The sequence below is a fragment of the Mycobacterium sp. genome, assembly GCF_035314665.1.
Taxonomy (GTDB): domain Bacteria; phylum Actinomycetota; class Actinomycetes; order Mycobacteriales; family Mycobacteriaceae; genus Mycobacterium.
The window spans coordinates 12,259-33,326 of the sequence record NZ_DATFZD010000042.1 but is presented as its reverse complement, the minus strand read 5'-3'; the positions used below and the strand labels follow the sequence as shown (position 1 = coordinate 33,326).

At 66.6% G+C, this 21,068-nt stretch carries 14 protein-coding genes; 7 read left to right on the top strand and 7 right to left on the bottom strand.

Annotated features, from left to right (window positions below; genetic code table 11):
- The 5 genes from VKI00_RS03270 to VKI00_RS03250 form a co-directional block, all read left to right on the top strand.
- The coding region (locus tag VKI00_RS03270) for an SDR family NAD(P)-dependent oxidoreductase (RefSeq protein WP_324435337.1) at positions 1-7,129 on the top strand (7,129 nt) is incomplete at its 5' end.
- 24 nt (positions 7,130-7,153) lie between these two features.
- Positions 7,154-9,742, top strand: a complete 2,589-nt coding sequence (locus VKI00_RS03265; protein WP_324435335.1) for an NAD-dependent epimerase/dehydratase family protein — start codon at positions 7,154-7,156, stop codon at positions 9,740-9,742.
- Positions 9,743-9,811: 69 nt separating this feature from the next.
- Entirely contained in the window at positions 9,812-11,317 is a 1,506-nt protein-coding gene (locus tag VKI00_RS03260; protein ID WP_324435333.1) for a carboxylesterase/lipase family protein, read from the top strand.
- Positions 11,318-11,344: 27 nt separating this feature from the next.
- Positions 11,345-13,345, top strand: coding sequence for a DUF7065 domain-containing protein (locus VKI00_RS03255; protein ID WP_324435331.1), 2,001 nt, complete (start codon positions 11,345-11,347; stop codon positions 13,343-13,345).
- Positions 13,324-13,851, top strand: a complete 528-nt coding sequence (locus VKI00_RS03250; protein ID WP_324435329.1) for a gluconokinase — start codon at positions 13,324-13,326, stop codon at positions 13,849-13,851. The genes VKI00_RS03255 and VKI00_RS03250 overlap by 22 nt, the downstream gene beginning before the upstream one ends.
- Here the strand turns inward: VKI00_RS03250 and VKI00_RS03245 are convergent.
- Entirely contained in the window at positions 13,841-14,338 is a 498-nt protein-coding gene (locus tag VKI00_RS03245; RefSeq protein WP_324435327.1) for an RDD family protein, read from the bottom strand. The two genes, VKI00_RS03250 and VKI00_RS03245, sit on opposite strands and share 11 nt — an antisense overlap.
- Before the next feature lie 184 nt (positions 14,339-14,522).
- Between VKI00_RS03245 and VKI00_RS03240 the strand changes: the two genes are divergently transcribed.
- Positions 14,523-14,903 carry a DUF2784 domain-containing protein gene (locus VKI00_RS03240; protein ID WP_324435325.1) on the top strand — a complete coding sequence of 127 codons (381 nt, stop codon included), beginning with the start codon at positions 14,523-14,525 and terminating at the stop codon, positions 14,901-14,903.
- Here the strand turns inward: VKI00_RS03240 and VKI00_RS03235 are convergent.
- From VKI00_RS03235 to VKI00_RS03225, 3 genes are read right to left on the bottom strand one after another with little or no spacing between them, the layout of a single operon-like run.
- Positions 14,881-15,852 carry a DoxX family membrane protein gene (locus tag VKI00_RS03235; protein WP_324435324.1) on the bottom strand — a complete coding sequence of 324 codons (972 nt, stop codon included), beginning with the start codon at positions 15,850-15,852 and terminating at the stop codon, positions 14,881-14,883. The two genes, VKI00_RS03240 and VKI00_RS03235, sit on opposite strands and share 23 nt — an antisense overlap.
- 53 nt (positions 15,853-15,905) lie before the next feature.
- Positions 15,906-16,421 (bottom strand): DUF6328 family protein, encoded by a 516-nt coding sequence (locus VKI00_RS03230; RefSeq protein ID WP_324435322.1) that lies wholly within the window; start codon positions 16,419-16,421, stop codon positions 15,906-15,908.
- 48 nt (positions 16,422-16,469) lie between these two features.
- Entirely contained in the window at positions 16,470-17,048 is a 579-nt protein-coding gene (locus VKI00_RS03225; RefSeq protein ID WP_324435321.1) for a TetR/AcrR family transcriptional regulator, read from the bottom strand.
- A gap of 95 nt (positions 17,049-17,143) precedes the next feature.
- Here VKI00_RS03225 and VKI00_RS03220 point away from each other — a divergent pair, with 95 nt between their 5' ends.
- Entirely contained in the window at positions 17,144-17,821 is a 678-nt protein-coding gene (locus VKI00_RS03220) for a class I SAM-dependent methyltransferase (protein ID WP_324435319.1), read from the top strand.
- Here the strand turns inward: VKI00_RS03220 and VKI00_RS03215 are convergent.
- Genes VKI00_RS03215 through VKI00_RS03205 form a run of 3 tightly spaced genes read right to left on the bottom strand, consistent with a single transcriptional unit; the run spans position 17,818 to position 20,877 of the window.
- Positions 17,818-18,894 (bottom strand): prenyltransferase, encoded by a 1,077-nt coding sequence (locus VKI00_RS03215; RefSeq protein WP_324435318.1) that lies wholly within the window; start codon positions 18,892-18,894, stop codon positions 17,818-17,820. The two genes, VKI00_RS03220 and VKI00_RS03215, sit on opposite strands and share 4 nt — an antisense overlap.
- Positions 18,881-19,612: a class I SAM-dependent methyltransferase gene (locus tag VKI00_RS03210; RefSeq protein WP_324435316.1), complete on the bottom strand. Its 732-nt coding sequence runs from the start codon at positions 19,610-19,612 to the stop codon at positions 18,881-18,883. The genes VKI00_RS03215 and VKI00_RS03210 overlap by 14 nt, the downstream gene beginning before the upstream one ends.
- On the bottom strand, positions 19,606-20,877 hold the full coding sequence (locus tag VKI00_RS03205; protein WP_324435344.1) for a glycosyltransferase family 4 protein: 1,272 nt from the start codon (positions 20,875-20,877) through the stop codon (positions 19,606-19,608). Before VKI00_RS03205 ends, VKI00_RS03210 begins: the two co-directional genes overlap by 7 nt.
- Positions 20,878-21,068: the final 191 nt, after the last annotated feature.

The following is a 21,068-nucleotide window of genomic DNA, read 5'->3' as shown; positions in this document are numbered from 1 at the left end:
TTCGGCGGTGATTCATGCCGCGGGTGTGCTTGATGATGCGGTGGTGATGTCGTTGACGCCGGAGCGGGTGGATGCGGTGTTGCGGGCCAAGGTGGATGCGGCGTGGAATCTGCATGAGCTGACCCGCGATGCGAATGTGTCTGCTTTTGTGCTGTTTTCGTCGATGGCCGGGTTGGTGGGGTCGTCGGGTCAGGCCAACTATGCGGCGGCCAACTCGTTCCTGGATGGGTTGGCGGTGCATCGGCGTTCCCACGGTCTGCCGGCGATTTCGCTGGGCTGGGGTCTGTGGGATCAAGCCAGCAACATGACCGGCGGACTCGACGCCGCGGGCCGGGCCCGCCTGGGCCGCAGCGGGGTGTTGGCGCTGTCGTCGGCCGAAGCGTTGCAACTGTTCGACACCGCGATGGTGGTCGACGAGCCGTTCCTGCTGCCCGCCCGCATCGACACCACCGCGTTGCGCGCCAACGCGGCGGTGGTACCGGCGATGTTCGTCGACCTGATCAACACCCCGACCCGCCGGCGGGTCGACGACTCGTTGGCCGCCAGCAAGTCGAAGTCGGCACTGGCACACCGCATCCACGGGCTGACCGAAGCCGAGCAGCACTCGGTGCTGCTGGATTTGGTACGTTCGCACATCGCGACCGTGCTCGGCAACACCACGCCGGAGGCCATCGACCCGGACAAGGCGTTCCAGGAGTTGGGCTTTGACTCGCTGACCGCGGTCGAGATGCGTAACCGTCTCAAAGCCGCCACTGGGCTCGCGCTTTCGCCCACCCTGATCTTCGACTACCCGACTCCCAGCGGTCTGGCTACCTACATCCGCGGCGAACTCGCGGGCGTGCCAGAAGAGATCAAGCAGGTGACCGCGGTCCGGGCCAACACCGACGAGCCCATCGCGATCGTCGGGATGGCCTGCCGGTTCCCCGGCGGCGTCGATTCTCCAGAAGACCTGTGGGACATGGTTATCCAGGGCCGCGACGTGCTCACCGAATTCCCGCACGATCGCGGTTGGGATCTGGCCGAACTCTACAACCCCGACCCCGACGTGCCGGGCGCCTGCTACACGCGCACCGGTGGATTCGTAGACGGCGTCGCAGACTTCGACCCCGCGTTCTTCGGGGTGGGTCCGTCCGAGGCGCTGGCGATGGACCCCCAGCAGCGCATGTTCCTCGAGTTGTCGTGGGAAGCGTTGGAGCGCGCGGGTGTTGACCCGACGACGCTGCGGGGCAGCGCGACCGGCGTATTCGCCGGCGTCATGACGCAGGGTTACGGCATGTTCTCCGCCGAGCCGGTGGAAGGCTTCCGGCTGACCGGCCAGCTGTCCAGCGTCGCATCGGGGCGGGTCGCGTACGTGCTTGGGCTCGAAGGCCCGGCGCTGTCGGTGGATACCGCGTGCTCCTCGTCGCTGGTGACGCTGCATATGGCCGTGCAGTCATTGCGGTCAGGCGAATGCGACCTGGCGCTGGCCGGCGGCGTCACCATCAACGCCACACCCGACATCTTCGTCGAGTTCAGCCGCTGGCGCGGCCTCTCTCCGGATGGCCGCTGCAAAGCGTTCGCCGGTGCGGCCGACGGCACCGGATTCTCCGAGGGCGGGGGAATGTTGGTGGTCGAGCGGCTCTCGGATGCGCAGCGGCTGGGGCATCCGGTGTTGGCCGTGGTGCGGGGTTCGGCGGTGAATCAGGATGGCGCCTCGAATGGTTTGACCGCGCCTAATGGCCCGTCGCAGCAGCGGGTGGTGCGTACGGCGCTGGCTAACGCCGGGCTGAGCGCGGCCGATGTCGACGCCGTGGAGGGCCACGGCACGGGCACGACGTTGGGTGATCCGATCGAGGCCCAGGCGTTGCTGGCCACCTACGGGCAGAACCGGTCGCAGCCGCTGTGGTTGGGGTCGATCAAGTCCAACATGGGTCACACCCAGGCCGCCGCCGGCGTGGCCGGCGTGATGAAAATGATTTTGGCGATGCGCCACGAGGTATTGCCCGCGACACTGCATGTCGATGAGCCCAGCCCGCACGTGGATTGGTCGGCGGGGTCGATGACCTTGTTGACCGAGGCTCAGCCGTGGCCGGTCAATGGTCGCATGCGTCGGGCGGGCGTGTCGTCGTTCGGGATCAGCGGCACCAACGCGCATGTGATCATCGAAGCCCCGCCGACGGCCGAGGCGGTGGAATCGGCAGCCGAGCCGCCGATCGTGCCGTGGGTGTTGTCGGCCAAGAGTGAAGTCGCGCTGGGCAAGCAGGCGGCGCGGTTGCGTGAATTCATCGGTGCGCGATCGCAGTTGGCGGCCGCCGATGTGGGCCGCTCGTTGGCGGGCCGGTCGACGTTTGAGCATCGGGCGGTGGTGCTCGGCGCTGATCGCCCGGAATTGTTGGGCGGTTTGACGGAGTTGGCTGACGGCGAGCTGGCTGGCTCGGCGGTCACCGGCCGCGCCGCCCCGGGAGGCAAGACCGTGTTCGTCTTCCCCGGCCAAGGCTCGCAGTGGCTCGGCATGGGCATGGGATTGCATGCCGCATATCCGGTCTTCGCCGAAGCCTTCAATACCGTTGTGGGTGAGCTGGACCGGCACCTGCTGCGGCCGCTGCGCGAAGTCATCTGGGGCCACGACGAAAATCTGCTGAACACCACCGAATTCGCGCAACCCGCCCTGTTCGCGGTCGAAGTCGCGCTGTACCGGCTGCTGGAATCATGGGGTGTGCGGCCCGACTTTGTGATGGGCCACTCGGTGGGCGAGTTGACCGCAGCGCACGTCGCCGGTGCGCTGTCGCTGGAAAACGCCGCGGTGCTGGTGGTCGCGCGCGGCCGGTTCATGCAGGCCCTGCCCGCCGGCGGCGCGATGATGGCCGTGCAGGCCACCGAAGACGAAGTGCGGCCGTTGCTGACCGACGGCGTCGGTATCGCCGCCGTGAACGGCCCGTCGTCCGTAGTGGTTTCCGGCGACGAGGATGCGGTGACCGCGATCGCTGAGCAACTGCGCGAACAGGGCCGCCGTGTGCACAAGCTCGCGGTGTCACACGCGTTCCACTCTCCGTTGATGGAGCCGATGATCGACGAGTTCAAGGCGGCGGCCAGGGAGCTCACGATCAACGCGCCCACCATCCCGATCATCTCGAACGTGACCGGGCAATTGGCCGAGCAGGACTTCGCGTCGGCCGACTACTGGACGCAGCACATCCGCGCGGCAGTACGGTTCGCCGACAGCATCCGCTTTGCGAATTCGGCTGGAGCCAACCGATTCCTCGAGGTCGGGCCGGGTGGTGGCCTCACCTCGTCCATCGCGGAATCGCTGCCTGAGGGCCCCGTAGATCTGGTCGCTTCGGTGCCTTTGCTGCGCAAGGACCGGCCCGAGCCGGCCAGCCTGATGACCGGATTGGCGCAGGCCTTCGTTTCGGGTGTGGGCGTGGACTGGCGCGCGATGTTGCCCGGGGCCGGATTCGTGGAGTTGCCGACGTATGCCTTTGAGCGGCGGCGGTTCTGGCTTTCCAGCGATGGCGCTGCCGGTGACGCGGCTGGTCTCGGATTGGCGCCCAGTGAGCACGCGTTGCTGGGTGCGGTGGTGGACCTGCCCAGCTCGGGCGGAGTGGTGCTGACCGGTCGGCTATCGTCAGCGTCGCAGTCGTGGCTTGCTGATCACGCGGTTGGCGGCGTGGTGGTGTTCCCGGGTGCAGGATTTGTCGAGTTGGCGATCCGCGCCGGCGACGAAGTTGGCTGCTCGGTCATCGACGAGCTGATGCTGGCGGCGCCGTTGGTGATCCCGGCAACCGGCTCGGTAGCCGTGCAGGTCGTCGTCGGCGCGGCCGACGAGTCAGGCACCCGCTCGGTGTCGGTGTTTTCCCGCGGCGACGAGCACTCCGGCTGGACCCTGCATGCCGAGGGCGTCGTTCGGCCCGGCGAGGCCGGTTCGGACACCGACATGTCCACCTGGCCGCCGGTGGGCGCGACGCCGGTCGACATCGACGGGCTTTACGACCGACTGGCGATACGCGGCTACGGGTACGGTCCGGCGTTCCAGGGGTTGCGAGCGATGTGGCGTCGCGGCGACGAGGTGTTCGCTGACGTGTCCCTGCCGAGCGACGCCGGCCTATCACCGGCGGGATTCGGTGTGCACCCCGCGGTCTTGGATGCTGCTCTACACGCGGTGATCGTGGCCACCGAGACCGACGACCACGACGGAAACGGCGTGCTGGTGCCGTTCTCGTGGCAGGGTGTGTCGCTGCACGCGGCGGGGGCGTCGGCGGTGCGGGCGCGGATTGCGCCCTCGGGTCCGTCGTCGGTGTCGGTGGAGTTGGCCGACGGGCTGGGGTTGCCGGTGTTGTCGGTGGCGTCGATGGTGGCTCGTCCGGTGTCGCAGCAGCAGTTGATGGCGGCGGTGTCCGGGTCGGGGCCGGACCGGATCTTTGAGGTGATCTGGTCACCCGTATCGCCTGCATCGCACGCCGAGACGCCGTCGTACGACGTGTTCGAATCCGTGGCCGCCGAGGAAGATTCGCTAGCCGCGACGTACCGGCGCACGCACGAGGCGCTGGTGGCGCTGCAATCCTGGCTCGCTGAGCATGACTCGGGGATGCTCGTGGTGGCCACCCGTGGTGCGGTTGCGTTGGCCGGGGAGGACGTCACCGATCTGGCGGGTGCCGCGGTGTGGGGGTTGGTGCGTTCGGCGCAGACCGAGCATCCCGGCCGGATCGTGTTGGTGGATTCCGATGCGCCTCTTGACGATACGGTGATGGCCGAGGTGCTGGCGGCCGGTGAGCCGCAGGTGCTGGTGCGGGGCGGGACGGTACACACCGGGCGGGTGCGCGGTAGTCGGGCGGTGGACGCCCTGCTGGTGCCGCCAAGTGCGGAACCGTGGCGGATCGGTATGTCCACCAAGGGCACGTTCGAGAATCTGCTGCTGGAGCCGATCTCGAACGCGGACGCGCCGTTGGAGCGCGGCCAGGTCCGGGTTGCCGTGCGCGCGATGGCGGCCAACTTCCGCGACGTCATGATCGCTCTCGGGCTGTACCCCGACGACGATGCGGTCATGGGTGTGGAGGCCTCCGGGGTCGTCGTCGAAACCGCTTCCGGCGAGAGTCGTTTCGCTGTCGGCGACCGGGTCACCGGGCTCTTCCCGGAGGGCACCGGCACCATGGCGATCACCGATGGCCGCCTGCTGATGGAGATCCCGACGGGGTGGTCGTACGCCGACGCCGCGACGGCGCCGGTGGTCTTCGCGACGGCGTACTACGCGCTGAGGACGCTCGCGGATTTGCGGCCGGGGCAGCGGGTGTTGGTGCACGCGGCCACCGGTGGGGTGGGGATGGCGGCGGTGCAGTTGGCCCGGCATTTGGGGTTGGAGGTGTTCGCCACCGCGAGTCGGGGTAAGTGGGACACCTTGCGGGCGATGGGTTTTGACGACGATCACATCTCGGATTCGCGCAGCCTGGAGTTCGAGGAGAAGTTCCGCGCGGTCACCGGTGGTCGTGGTGTGGACGTCGTGCTGGACTCGCTGGCCGGCGACTTCGTCGATGCCTCACTGCGTCTGGTCGCCTCGGGCGGGGTGTTCCTCGAGATGGGCAAGACCGATATCCGCGAACCCGATTCCGTCGCGCAAGAACACCCCGGAGTGCGCTACCGCGCCTTCGACCTGTTCGAGGCCGGGGCAGACCACATCGAGCGAATGCTCACCGACCTGGCCAAGCTGTTTGACGACGGTGCTCTTCGGTCGTTGCCGGTGACGGCGTTTGATGTGCGGCGGGCGCCGGCGGCGTTGCGGTATCTGAGTCAGGCGCGCCACATCGGCAAGGTCGTGCTGACGATGCCGGACGCGTGGGCGGCGGGCACGGTGTTGATCACCGGTGGGACCGGGATGGCCGGTTCGGCGTTGGCCCGTCATGTGGTGGCCAATCATGGTGTGCGCCAGCTGATGTTGTTGAGTCGACGTGGCCCGGATGCGCCGGGTGCGGCGGAGTTGGCGGCCGAATTGGGTGTCGCTGGTGCGCAGGTGTCGATGGTGGCGTGTGATGCTGCTGATCGCGAGGCGTTGGCCAAGGTGCTTGCCGATATCTCGGTGCAGCATCCGCTTTCGGCGGTGATTCATGCCGCGGGTGTGCTTGATGATGCGGTGGTGATGTCGTTGACGCCGGAGCGGGTGGATGCGGTGTTGCGGGCCAAGGTGGATGCGGCGTGGAATTTGCATGAGCTGACCCGCGATGCGAATGTGTCTGCTTTTGTGCTGTTTTCGTCGATGGCGGGGTTGGTGGGGTCGTCGGGTCAGGCCAACTATGCGGCGGCCAACTCGTTCCTGGATGGGTTGGCGGTGCATCGGCGTTCCCACGGTCTGCCGGCGATCTCGCTGGGCTGGGGTCTGTGGGACCAAGCCAGCAACATGACCGGCGGGCTGGCGTCAGTCGACTTAGCCCGGTTCGCCCGCGACGGCATTGTGGCCATGTCGTCGGCCGAAGCGTTGCAACTGCTCGACACCGCGATGGTGGTCGACGAACCGTTCCTGCTACCCGCCCGCATCGACACCACGGCGCTGCGGGCCAAGTACGACGCGGGCACCCTGCCGCCGATGTTCGTCGACCTGATCAACGCACGGGCGAGGCGTCAGGTCGACGATTCGCTGGCCGCCGCGAAGTCGAAGTCCGCGCTGCTGCAACGTCTGGAGGGGCTGCCCGAGGATGAGCAGCATGCGGTGTTGCTGGATTTGGTGCGCTCGCATATCGCGACCGTGCTCGGCAGCAGCACGCCGGAGGCCATCGACCCGGACAAGGCGTTCCAGGAGTTGGGCTTTGACTCGCTGACCGCGGTCGAGATGCGTAACCGTCTCAAAGCCGCGACCGGGCTGGCGCTTTCGCCCACGCTGATCTTCGACTACCCGAACTCGGCGGCGCTGGCCGGCTACTTCCGTCAAGAGCTCGTCGGGACCTCGACCGAGGCGACACCGCAGGTTGCGCCCGGTGAGGCGGAAATCCAGCGCGTCGTGTCGTCCATTCCGGTCAAACGCCTTCGCCAGGCCGGAGTACTGGACCTGCTGCTCAGCCTGGCGAACGAGGGCGAAGACGGTGCGGCAGAGAACAAGGAAAAAGACCTCGCGGCAATGGATCTCGACGATCTGGTCAATGCTGCCTTCCTCGATGACGACGACTAGGCAGCCGAGGATTGAGGTTAGCCAGTGAGGGTCGCCGTCACCGGGGCGAGCGGAGTGATCGGTCGCGGCGTTGTCGCCCGACTACTCAGCCGCGGCCACGACGTCGTCGGCCTGGCCCGTCATCGACCGGAAAGCTGGCCGAGCGCGGCCGACTTCGTGCAGGCCGATATTCGCGATGCATCCGGGGTGCGGCGTGCGATCGCAGGCGCGGACGTCGTCGTGCACTGTGCCTGGGCCGGCGACAGCGAGGTCAACATCGGCGGGACCGCCAATGTGCTTGACGCCATGGCCCAAACCGGTACCCGCCGTATCGTGTTCGCCTCGTCGGCGCACGTCTATGGGGTAGATCACGGCGACGAGTCGCCGCTGTCCGAAGCCGATCACCTGAAACCGGTTTCGGCTGACGGGCGCAACGTTGCCGACGCCGAGAAGATGCTGGTCGACTCCGGTGCGGAATGGGTGGCGATCCGCTCGGCGGCCATCCTCGGTAGAGGTGTCGACAACTGGGTGCGCCGAGTGTTGGCTGCTCCGCTGTTTCCCCAAGGGAAAGCCGGCCGGAGGGTTCAGGTCGTGCACAGCGACGACGTGCATCGGGTTTTCCTGCACGCGATCGTCGATACCGGCATCGGCAGCGGACCGGTGAACCTTGCCGCGCAAGGGGAGCCGACGCTGCGCGAGATCGCCGGACTGCTCGGCCGCCCGGTCGTGCCGGCAGGCACCCGGCTGCTGAGTTCAGCCGGCTTAGATCGCCTACTGGGTGCTCCGTCGATGGATACTTCGCTGCTGCGTGACAAATGGAACTTCACGCCGGCCTGGAGCGCCCGGGAATGTGTCGAAGACGTCGCACTGGCGGTGCGCGGACGAATCAGCGTCGGCAAGCGGGTGATATCGCTGCCCTGGCGGCTAGTTCATGTCCAAGACATCCCGTCGGTTGATGCGCCGGCCGCCGACGGAGTTGCCCCGGTCCTGGCCGGCCCGGACGGCGCCAACGGCGAGTTCGACACCCCGATCGACCCACGCTTCCCGACCTACCTCGCCACCAATCTGTCGGAGGCCCTGCCCGGACCGTTCTCACCTTCATCGGCATCGGTGACGGTGCTGGGGCTGCGGGCGGCCGGCGCGATCACCGCAGGGCGGCTGCGGCCCGGCGGTTTGATCCAACACGAAATCGCCGCGCGCATGATCGGTGTCTTCGCGCATCGCTTGTACGGGGCCATCACCACCGCACACTTCATGGCCGAGGCTGTGCCGTTCGTCAAGCCCGCCACGGTGATTCGCCAGAGCCAGTTCTTCGGCCAGAGTGTCGCCAGCATGCCGATCTACGGTAAGCAACCTACGCCGCGCGAGTCCGGTCCCGCCATGCGGCCGTTGCGCACCATCCGCAACCTCGGGGTGTTCGCGGCCAACCTGGCGGGTCTCACGGCCGGCGCCGCTCACGACACCCGTGACTTCATCGACGATGTCGATCGCCTGGAAGAGCTTGCTGCTGGGGATCTTTCGTGGCTCGCCGACAACCGACTGCAGAGCCTGATCCTGTTGGCACGCGATCACGTCGTACACGGTTGGGTGCTGGCATCGGGGTCGTTCATGTCGTTCGCCGCGCTCAGCGTGGTCCTTCGGGGCCTGAGCGGACGGGACACCGTGCTACCCGTCGGTCAGGAGGTGGCCAGCGCGCAGCCGCTGAACACGGTGTACCGATTGGCGGACGCCGCGCAACGTGACCCCGAGGTGACCCGGATTCTGGCCGGCCCCGGCGATCATCTCGAGGAGTTGTCCAGCCAGGCACCGGAATTCCACGCGGCGGTGCTTGCCGAGCTGAAGGTGATCGGGCACCGGGGCCCCGCCGAGGTTGAGATGCGGTCGGCCAGCTATGCCGACGACCCCGAAATGCTGATCCGCATGGTGGCCAAATCGCTGAACCTTCCCGCTCGGCCGCAGTCGCATCGCCCGTCAATCCCGCTGCAGGGCAGGCCCGTTGCGCGCCTTGCCACTCATCAGCTCCGCGACCGCGAAGTCCGTCGCGACCGAATGGTCCGGGCAATCTGGTTGCTGCGCAACCTACTCCGCGAGCTGGGACGCAGACTGGTGAACTCGGGTGTGCTCGAAGCCGTCGACGACGTGTTTTATCTGCTGGTCGACGAGCTCGACGCGCTGCCCGCTGATACTTCCGGACTGGTCGCGCGCCGTCGCGCAGAACAACACCGGCTGGCCGGCTTCGCCCCGCCCGCAGTCTTCAGCGGCGGTTGGCAAGCGGCTAGCTCCTTGGCGACCGTCCTGATCCCAGGGGAGACGCTGAGCGGCGTCGGCGTCGGTGGCGGACGAGTTCGCGGGCGAGTGCGGATCGTCAGGCCGGACTCCATCGACGACCTGGAACCCGGCGAGGTCCTGGTCGCCGTGGTCACCGACGTCGGCTACACCGCAGTCTTCTCCTACGCGGCCGCGGTGGTGACGGAGCTCGGCGGACCGATGTCGCATGCGGCCGTGGTAGCGCGGGAATTCGGTATCCCGGGTGTGGTGGATGTTCAGGACGCTACCCGACGGCTGCCGCCGGGAGCGCTCATCGAGGTCGACGGCGACAGCGGCGAAATCCAGGTGCTCGAACTCGCCGTCTAGCGGAAACGCCGCAAACCGATTCTGTGCACCTGCCCGGCGTGACCCGCTCACGTTCGCTACCGTCAGGTAATGCACGAACACACCGTCCGCGTGACCACGGCCGCCGGAACCGTCGAAGGCTTCACCCGCGACGGCGTGCACCGCTGGCGATCGATCCCGTACGCCCGGCCGCCGATTGGTGCGCTGCGCTTTCGGGCGCCGCAGCCGGCCCAGCCGTGGCGAGGTGTGCGTTATTGCCACGGGTTCACCAAGTGCGCGCCGCAGGAGCGGCGCTACACGATCGTCGGCGTCGGCAAGTACCAGCCGATGGGTGAGGACTGCCTGACCCTTAACGTCGTCACACCGGAAGCGCCGGAAAGTGGACCGCTGCCGGTCATGGTCTTCGTGCACGGTGGCGGATGCATCATGGGCAGCTCAGCCACTCCGATATACGACGGCGTGGGGCTGGCCCGCCGTGGCTGTGTCTATGTGTCGGTCAACTATCGGCTCGGCGCGCTGGGGTGTGTGGATTTGTCGTCGTTGTCGAGGACCGACATCCCGCTGGAGAGCAATCTGTTCTTGCGTGATCTGGTGTTGGCGCTGCGCTGGGTCCGGGAGAACATTGCGGCGTTCGGCGGTGATCCGGACAACGTCACGATATTCGGTGAGAGCGCCGGCGCGCATGCGGTCGCCACGTTGTTAGCGGTGCCGGAGGCTGAAGGCCTGTTCGCCCATGTGATTTCGGAAAGCCCGGCAACCGGAATGGTTCGCTCGCGTGAAATCGCCGCAGAGTTCGCGGGACGATTCGCGACGCTGTTGGGTGTCCGCAAGCAGGATGCCGCGCACGCGGTGATGCAGGCCTCTGCCGCCGAGTTGGTAGCGGCACAAAACTGCCTGATCGACGAGGGCGTCCGAGACATGCTGGGGGCCTTTCCGATTGGCCCGGTTTGCGGTGATGACGTTCTGCCTCTGGACCCCGTCGAGGCGATGCGGCGCGGCAAAGCCCACCGGGTGCCGCTGATCGTGGGTACCAATGCCGAAGAGGGCCGCTTATTCACTCGCTTTTTGCCGCTGCTGCCGACCACCGAGCCGATGGTCGAAGCGCTGCTTGCTGAGGTGGAACCGGCTGCACGGGAACGTATTACCGCTGCTTACCCCGATTATCCCGAGCGGGCCGCCTGTGTGCGGCTCGGCGGCGACTTCGCCTTCAGCTCGGCGGCTTGGGACATCGCGGAAGCCCACGGCAGGCACGCGCCCGTCTACCTGTATCGCTACGACTACGCACCGCGGGTATTGCGCTGGTCGGGGCTGGGCGCCACGCATGCCACTGAACTGCTGGCGGTCTTCGGCATCTATCGCACCAGGTTGGGCGCGATGCTGACCGCGGCCGCCGACCGGCGATCGGCTCGGCGGGTGACCAACGAAGTGCAAAGGCGCTGGCGATCATTCAGCCGCACCGGGGTGCCCGGCGACGACTGGCCGGTCTACACCGACACCGACCGCGCGGTCATGGTCTTAGACCGCAAGTCGCGGCTCGAGTTCGATCCGCACCCCGAGCGGCGGATGGCGTGGGAGGGTTTCACTCTGGCGCGATGACGGCGGATGTGATTTCGTGGACGAGCCATGAAACCCCACACCGACAACGTCGTCGAAAGTCCCGGTGACCTCACCGCCGACTGGCTGACCGCGGCCATCGGCGCCGGAACCGTCGCTGATTTCGGCGTCGAGCGGATCGGCACCGGTCAGATGAGCGAGTGCTACCGGATTCAGCTGGCCTATGCCGACGGCAGGCCGGGCAGCCCGGGGCCCGATTCGGTTGTGCTCAAAGTTGCGGCCACCGACCCAATGAGCCGGCAGACCGGTGGCAGTCTGGGCCTTTACGAGCGTGAAGTTTGCTTCTACCGGGATATCGCTCCGCGCCTGCACGGGCCGGTTGCGCCGTGTTATCACGCGGCTTTCGACACGGCGGCCGGCATCTTCGATGTGCTGCTCGGCGATGCGAACCCGGCCGTCGTCGGCGACGAAATCCGCGGCGCCACAGCCGCACAGGCCGAACTCGCCGTCACCGAGCTGGCCCGGCTGCAGGGTCCGCTGCTCGGTGACACCACCCTCGCGAACGCGCCGTGGCTACACCGCGATACGCCGCTCAACCAGGGGTTGATCACAGCGCTGTACGCCCGCTTCGTCGATCGCTATGGCGACCGGATCGCACCGCAACACCGCATGGTGTGCGAACGGCTGGTCGGCGGCTTCGACGCCTACCTGGCGGAGGAGGCCGGCGAGGATCGCGTGCAGGGTCTGGTGCACGGCGACTACCGGTTGGACAACATGCTGTTCGGCGCCGCCGGCGCCGATCGCCCGCTGACCGTGGTCGATTGGCAGACGGTCACCTGGGGCCCCGCGATGACCGACCTGGCCTACTTTGTCGGCTGCGCGCTGCCGCTGGCGGAGCGGCGCACGCATCACGACGCGCTGCTGCAGGCCTACCACGCGGCGCTGGGGCCGGACGCGCCGATCAGTCTCGCCGCTGTCCGCGACGGGGTGCGCAGACAGAGCTTCTTCGGGGTGATGATGGCCATCGTCTCGTCAATGCTGGTGGAGCGCACCGAACGCGGCGACGCGATGTTCATGACGATGCTGCAACGGCATTGTGAGCATGTGCTCGACGTTGACGCGCTGGCGATACTGCCCGCCCCGACGGTCGCCGAGCCGCTGCGTCCGTCAGACGACGACGAGTCGGCCCATACCGCCACCGACGAGCCGCTGTGGAGCGAGAGCTGGTATGCCGACTTCGCCGATGCGGCAAGCGGATTCGGTGGCTGGGTGCGCATCGGACTGATCCCTAACCAGAAGACGGCGTGGCTGCATGCCCTGTTGTGCGGTCCGAACCTACCCACGGTCGCCGTCGTCGACTTCGAGGTGCCGCTGCCCGACGATCCGTGGGCGTTGCAAACGGGCGCAGTCGATTTCACCCATTCCGTCGGCGATCCACTGCATAGCTATCGCATTGGCCTGCACGGCCACGGCGAGTCGTACCCGGATCCGGCCGCGCTGTTGCGGGGAGAACGAGGAGCGCCGGTCGACGTCGCGCTCGATCTGGTGTGGAGCACCGACGGCACGCCATACAGGTATCGGCTGACTACGCGCTACGAAATACCCTGCACCGTCTCAGGAACCGTCACCGTCGATGGACATCGCTACACCCTCGACTCGACACCCGGCCAGCGCGACCACTCGTGGGGCGTGCGGGATTGGTGGAGCATGGACTGGATCTGGAGCGCGCTGCACCTCGACGATGGAACACACATCCACGCCGTCGACATCCGGATTCCGGGCGTCCCGCCGGTTGGCATCGGGTATGTCCAAGACGGTGGCACGGTCACCGAATTGCAAACCATCGCCGCCCGCCAAACGTTCGACACCGACGGATTACCGGAAACCGCAACGCTCGCCGTCGATCCCGGTGGTATCACCGCGACCATTGAGGTGCGTGGACACGCACCGCTGCGCCTCGTCTCGCTCGACGGGCGGGTGAGCCAATTTCCTCGCGTGTGGACCACCGTCAGCACCGCCGACGGACGCAGCGGCGTGGGCTGGCTGGAATGGAACCGCAATCTGCGCTGAAACGCCCTGTCCGCCAAAGCCCGCCGATCGTGGTCATGGGTGTCTCCGGGTCGGGCAAGTCGACGGTCGGCGCCGCGTTAGCAAGCCGCCTCGGGGTGCCTTTTGCCGACGCCGATGCATTTCACCCGGCAGCCAACATCGCCAAGATGGCCGCGGGTACGCCGCTCACCGACGACGATCGGTATCCTTGGCTGGACGCGGTCGGGCAGTGGCTGGCCGATCATGAGGGCGGCGGCGTGATGAGCTGCTCAGCGCTCAAGCGCACCTACCGCGATCGATTGCGATCACACTGTCCGCGGATCGAGTTCTTGCATCTGACCGGTTCACCGGAGCTGATCGCACGCCGACAAGCGGGCAGGCCGGGCCACTTCATGCCGTCGACGCTCCTGCAATCGCAGTTCGACACCTTGGAACCGTTGGCGCCCGACGAGCACGGGCTAGCCCTCGACGTCGGATCGAGCGCCGACAGCATCGTCGACAGGTTTGTGACGTACCTCAGTTCTTGACGACCTGGGTACCGCCGGCCAACTCGTCGTGCTTGCCCTGCTTGGTGGGGCTGCCGCTGATCGTCACCGCGATGATGATGTAGGCGATGAACGCCAGCAGCGGACCGAGATAGGGCACCACCGCGAGCAAGGTGAACGAGTTGCGGATGGCCGATTGGGTCGCATCCGGTTTCGGCGCCCCGCCCGGGCCGTGCACGGCCAAGCCGAGCAGCTTCTTGCCGGGGCTGCCACCCTGCGTGACTTCGAAGAGCACGAAGTACCCGAACATCAGCACGCCCGAGAAAAGCCCGGTCACCAGCCACCAGTAGTCCTGGTCGAACAGGAACATCGACAGTAAAAAGGCCACGATGTTCACCAGGATGCCGTCAATGACCCGAGCGAAAAATCTGCGACCGAGCCCTCCGGGCCGGGCTTGCGACCACTGCGGCGAACCGGCCGGCGGATACCCGTACAGGGGCGAGTTGGGATCGAAGTCTGCTGATGTCATGGGATTCGCTCCTGACCAGGTTGGTGGCTGCCAATGTACCCTTCCTGCCGCTGTGCGGCGGGTACTGCCCGACCGCGGTGACGGCTAGCATGGTGCTCTATTCGACACGGCAAACCAGCTGGTGCATGGCTATGAGCGACGTGAAAGCCGCTGCCGTTGTATCGCGTTGTTGCGGCGGCTAACGATGTATCACATCGTCGTTGGGCTCACCGTCGTCGCGCACTTCGCTTTCCTTTGCTACCTGATCGTCGGCGGCTTCCTCGCATTGCACTGGCGCCGGGCGATCTGGCTGCATGTGCCCGCGGCGTTGTGGGGAATCGCGATCACCGCAGCGCGTCTGGACTGTCCGTTGACCTCATTGGAGCGATGGGGCCGCGCGAAAGCCGCGATGGCGCCACTACCGCCGGGAGGCTTCATCGCCCACTACATCAGCGGGGTGCTCTACCCCGCCAGCTGGGCGGGCTTTGTGCCCCTTGTGGTGTTTACGCTGGTAGCCCTGTCCTGGGTGCTGTACGTGCGGACACGTTCCAGGGCTCGGCCGGTCAGCGCCAGCGACGAACTTTGACTCGTCCGCGATGGGCTTTGCCCCGCCGGCGGGAGGCCAGTTCGCCACCGCGTTCGCGGGCCGTCTCGGCAAGTTCGCTGCCGCGTTCGCGCGCGGTCTCGGCCAGTTCGCTGCCGCGTTCGCGCGCGGTCTCGGCAAGTTCGCCACCGCGTTCGCGGGCGGTCTCGGCCAGTTCGGCGCCGCGTTCGCGGGCGGTCTCGGCCAGTTCGGCGCCGTGTTCGCGCACCGTTTCCGCCAGCTGGTGGCCGCGCTTACGGGCGCGCTTGCGTGCGGCTTCCACGTAGGGTGCGCTCCTTTCCCCAGCCGTACTGGCGAGTTCGACGCCGCGCTTCCGGGCGGTCTCGACCAGCGGTCCGCTCTTCTCCACGGCGGTGCCCGCGAGTTCGCGTCCGCGCTCGGCGCCCACATGCAGGCCATGCGCGATTCTTTCGGCCAACTCGGAGTCAAGCACGGAGCCGTCGGATCCATCGAGCGGCAGTGCAGCCGAAACCGCTTCCGAGATCCGGCCGGCCGCCTGACGACCACGCCATCCCAGCGACGGCTTACCTGCCGTGTCCGCCGACGCAATGATCAGCCCGCCCAGCAGGCTCAGGTCGGTGAGCAGGTCACGCCGTTTCTGGGCTTTGACCTCCGGGTCGGACTCATTCCAAAACAGATGTGCGCCAAGGCTGCCCGGTATCACCGTGAACGCGAGCGCCGCTGATGCGATTCGCGGCCATCTGCCGGTGGCAAGCAACAGGCCGCCACCGACCTGGACCGCGGCGGTTATCCGTGCCGCCGTCTCGGCATTCGACGGAACCATGCTTCCGAAGGGTTCCGGCAGCGTTTGCAGCGCCGTCACAGTGGGCTGCGCCGCATCGATGGTGACTTTGGGGTTTCGCAACGTCTCGACACCTTGGCCGATGAATGCCGCGGACAATAAGGGGCGAGCGATTCTGCGGATCAACATGGCAGGTGTGTTCCCGGGTTGATCACTGTGCAAACCGGCCCTGCGCGCGGTCGTTATTCCGTCAAGGGGGGTGCTTCGTGTCGCGCTCGCAGCGGCACCAGCACCCAAAAAACGAGTTGAGCCAGCATCGCGCATACACCGGCAATGACGCCCGCCGCGGGACCGGCGACCGTGCCGAAAATGAGCACGGCCACGCCGGTAAGAGACAGCCCCATCAGTAATAGCCCGGCGTAAGCGAACCGATGGGCTGCGGCAACCACGGACTCGATTCGGTGCCGCCGAAACAACAAGCGGTGCATCGCGACCGGAGCCTCCAACAGCACGGTGGCACAAATCGAAGAACCCACAGTTACCAGATAGACCACGCGCATCGTCAGGTTGAGGTCGGTGAATCGCTGCTGGAACGGCAACGTCAGCAGGAAGCCGGTGAGCAGTTGGACGCCGGTCTGCACTACGCGCAATTCCTGCAGCAGGCTGACCCAATTGCGGTCTAGACGTTGGACTTCGGTCTCAGAGCGCTCCGTGCTATCCCAGGGTTGGTCGCGTTCAGGGTGCTCGACGACGTCCATGGCCGTGATCATGCCAGTTCGCAGCCGATGAGACCGCCGCTACCGCGGTTACGGTGTGCCGGCCAACAGCAGTCGCGCCGCCGCCTCCAGCCGTTCGGCGATCTGGGCGTACGAGGCATATCCCATGCCGGCGTGCACCAGGGCTCCCGCGTAGAGCAGTTCCAGTGAGTCGACAAGGTCAGCGCGGTCCGGGCCCACCGCTGCGACCAGGCGCTGGTGAATTTCGCGGGCGATGCGCAGCCGCAGATGCTTGACCTCAGGGTCCTTACCCAGCAGTGCGTTGGTCACGGCACCCGCGAGTTCGGGTTCATCGGCCAGCAGCAGTGCGATATGCCGCAGCACCGCGGTCACGCGGACGGTCGGTTCCGGCGACTCGGTCGCCGGAACGGGAGTGGACGCTAACCGCCGCCAGAAAACCTCGGCGACGAGGTGCTCCTTCGAGGAGAAGTACGTGTAGGCTGTCGCTGCGCCGACGCCGGCCTCCGCGGCGACCATGCGAATCGTCAAGCCGGAGAAGCCTTCTCGGCTAAGGACTTCAATCGCGGCATGGCCCAGCCGGTCAACGGTGTTGGCTTGCTTGGCGGTCAGTCGCCGTCTGGTCGATTCCCGAGCTACCGGGTTGGACACGTGTCCGGACACTACTACAACGTCACAGGTGCGGCAACCACACGTGACGTGTGCGCGGGCCCCGCCCTTCGCGACGACTGTTACGGTTGGCGATGATGACGTTCTCCTCAAATCTTTCGGCTGCCGACGAGCGAACAACCCAATTGTTCGAGCTGGCCGATCGGGTCACCGGGTTCATGCCCGCCGACGAGGGCCGGGCGCTGTATGACGCCGCGCTCAGCTACCTCGATCACGGGGTCGGCGTAGAGATCGGGACCTACTGCGGCAAGTCGACGGTGCTGTTGGGGGCGGCGGCGCTTGCTCGTGGCAGTGTTCTCTACACCATCGATCACCACCATGGTTCCGAGGAGCACCAGCCTGGGTGGGAGTACCACGACACATCGCTGGTTGACAAAGCCAGCGGGCGTTTCGACACCCTGCCCGCCTTGCGGCGCACGCTCGACGACGCCGGCCTCGACGACAACGTCGTGGCGGTGGTGGGCAAATCGACCGTGGTGGCCAGCGGGTGGCGCACGCCGCTGCAGTTGTTGTTCATCGACGGTGGGCACAGCGAGGCCGCCGCGCAGCAAGACTTCGACGGATGGGCGAAATGGGTGAGTCCCGCAGGCGCGCTGATCATCCACGACGTCTTCCCCGACCCGCGTGACGGCGGCCAGGCGCCCTACCAAATCTATTGCCGAGCGGTGCAAAGCGGCGCATTCGTAGAGCGATCCGTCACCGGGTCAATGCGGGTGCTGCAGCGGATATCTGGAGAGGCCGGCGCGCGGGTTTAGCGATCCGACGGGCTGATCGCGCACTCGCAGTCGTAGTCGCCTTCCAGGCCGCGCGGCAGATCGGTGCCACGGAAGATGCCGTTGCCGGCGGTGGTGCACGACAGCGCGTCGGCGGCGAGAATCACGGCTGCTCCGGTCCAGGTGGTTCGCTCGACGGGCCAACGTTTTCCGTCGCTGAATACCAGCCCGGTCCAATAGGAGCCGTCGTCCTCACGCAAGTGCTGCATGGCGGCGAACTGCCGCAGCGCCGCCTGCCGGCTACCCATCGCATCGAGCGCCAGCACCAGTTCGCATGTCTCCGCGCCGGTCACCCACGGCCGGTCGTCGACGCACCGGATGCCCAAACCGTCGACGACGAAATCGCGCCACCGTTCGGCGATTCGGGCGGTCGCGGCGGGACCACGGAGCGCACCACCGAGGATCGGGTAGTACCAGTCCATCGAGTGATGCGGCTTCTCGGTGAACGCCGAGGGGTGGACAGCGATCGCGTGGCCCAGCCGGCCCAGCGCGACCTCCCATTCCGGTTGCGGCTCGTCGACGTAGTTCGCCAGGGCCAGAGCACAGCGGATGCTGTGGAAAATACTGGCGCACCCGGTCAGCAGCGCTTCGGCGACCGGGCCTGAAGAGCTATGTGCCCAACAGATTTCGCCGCCCTCGAGTTGCAGCTCCAAAACGAAGTCGATGGCGGACCGCACCGTCGGCCACATCGCGGTGGCAAAGGCGTCGTCCCCGGTGATCAGCACGTGGTGCCAGACCCCGACCGCGACGTAAGCGCAGAAGTTGCTGTCGCTGTTGGCGTCCTCGACGGCGCCGGCGCGAAGCTGGATCGGCCAGGATCCGTCAGCGCGCTGCTGGCGCCGACACCAGTCGAATGCGTGCCGCGCCGGGTCGATCAGGCCGGCCGCGGTGAGCGCCATCGCGCATTCCACATGGTCCCACGGGTCGGTGTGCCCGCCTTCCGACCATGGGATCGCGCCGGATGGCTCCTGCACCGCGACAATCGATTCCGCGGTCTGCTGACATTGTGCGGGAGAGAGGACGCCAGGAACGCCCGGTGTCTCATACCATTTCAACGGCGGGGACCGGTTTCTCGAAGTACAGCGCGACGCTCTTGCCGATCAGCGGGTTGAGCGTGGATTCGGCCAGCCGGGTGAGCAGGGGCCGCTGCATCATGTCCCAGACCAGCAGCTTGTGATAGGCGACGACGGCCGGATGGTCTGAATTATCAACGCCAACTATGCACTTCAGCCACCAAAACGGCGCGTGTAAGGCATGCGAGTGATGGCCGTGGGTGAAGGTCATTCCGCGGTCGGCGATCTTGGCGCGCAGCCGGTCTGCATGGTAGATGCGGATGTGGCCGCCCTCGTTGCTGTGGTAGCCGTCGGAGAGCAGCCAGCACAGCCGCTCGGGTAGCCACCTGGGCACGGTGACTGCCAGGCTGCCGCCGACCTTGAGCACGCGAATCAACTCGTCGATCACCGTATTGTCCGCGGGGACATGCTCCAGGATCTCCGAAGCGATGACGCAGTCGAACGTTCCATCGGGATAGGGCAATGCCAGTGCATCACCGACGACGGTCTCGGCTCGAGCGGATAGCGGTACCTGACCGGCATCGGCCATGCCGCGAAACATGGTGTCTACGTTCTTCAGCTCGTCGGCGTCCTGATCGAACGCGACCACATCGGCACCCCGGCGATAGGCCTCGAAGCTGTGCCGGCCCGCCCCGCACCCGACGTCGATAACCGTCGTGCCAGAACCAATACCGAGACGGTCGAAGTCCACGGTCAGCATGGCTCGCCCACCGTCTGGGGCGAATCCCGAAGCGGCATCTGCCGGGCGACCGCGCGTTCGTAGACGCGGGCGGTCTGCGCGGCGACCGATTCCCAGCTGTACACGTCAACGGCTCGGCGGCGACCGGCCACGCCGAGTCGGTGCAGTTGGTCAGGTGAGATCAGCAGCTCGGCCAACACCCTGATCAGGTCGGCGGCGTCGCCGGGCCGCACCAGCCTGGCGCACTCGCCGTCCGGTCCGAGCACCTCCGGCAACGCGCCGGCACGGCTGGCCACAATTGGCGTGCCGCTGGCCATCGCTTCCACCGCGGGTAGCGAAAAGCCTTCGTAAAGCGAAGGGATACAGGCGATTTCAGCAGAGGCGAACAACCGCGCCAACGTGACGTCGGAGAGTCCGCTGGAGATGTGGACGATATCGGAGATCCCGAGTTCCGCGATCAGCTTTTCGGTCGGGCCGTTGGGTTCGAGCTTGGCAACAAGCTGCAGCTCCAGGTCGTGTTCGGTCCGCAGCTTGGCCACTGCCTGCAGCAGATGCCCGACGCCCTTGAGCGGTCGGTCGGCACTGGCGATGGCGATGATGCGACCAGGAATTCGAGGCTGCGTGGACGGTGCGAACAAGTCGGTGTCGACACCTAGCGGTACCACGTGGAGCTGGTCTGGGTGGACACCGAAGTCTGTGGTGATGTCGGTGGCCGACGACGACGAGACGGTCAGCAGGTCCGGAATGGCGCGAGCGACCCGCTCTTGCATCTCCAAAAAGCCATACCACCTGCGTACCAACGGTTTACGCCACCACCGCGCCGCAGCCAGATCCAGCACCCGGTCGCGAGTGATCGGATGATGAACGGTCGCCACCACCGGCAGGCCGGTCGCCGCGATTTCGAGCAGGCCGACGCCCAGGCTCTGATTGTCGTGCACCACGTCGAAGTCGTCCGGCCGTCCTGCGAGCAGGCGGGCGGCGCGCATGCTGAAGGTCTGTGGCTCGGGAAACCCCGCGGTCCACACCGTCGCCAGCTCACGCAGGTCGATGCGGTCCCGGATTTCACGGGGATGCGGGATCCGGAAGGGGTCGGGTTCCCGATACATGTCGAGGCTGGGTACCTCGGTCAGCACCACTCGGGGATCCAGGCCTTCGGGGTAGGGCTGTCCGGAGAACACCTCGACGTGGTGTCCGAGTTCGACCAGTCCGCGGCTGAGGTGACGGACGTAAACCCCCTGGCCGCCGCAATGCGTTTTGCTGCGATACGACAGCAACGCAATCCGCATACTCACGCCCATCCCGGACTGGCGTTACCCGTAGATGTCATGGCGAAGGGTTCGGGAACGACGTCAGGGAGCTTTCTGGACACGTGTCTGGACTATAGTTTGACTATCTACGTGATGCAACGCACCGCCAGCGGCATGGGGTTTTACCCGTCCTACCCAGCGGACGAGCAGCGATTACCCGGGCGCTCGGT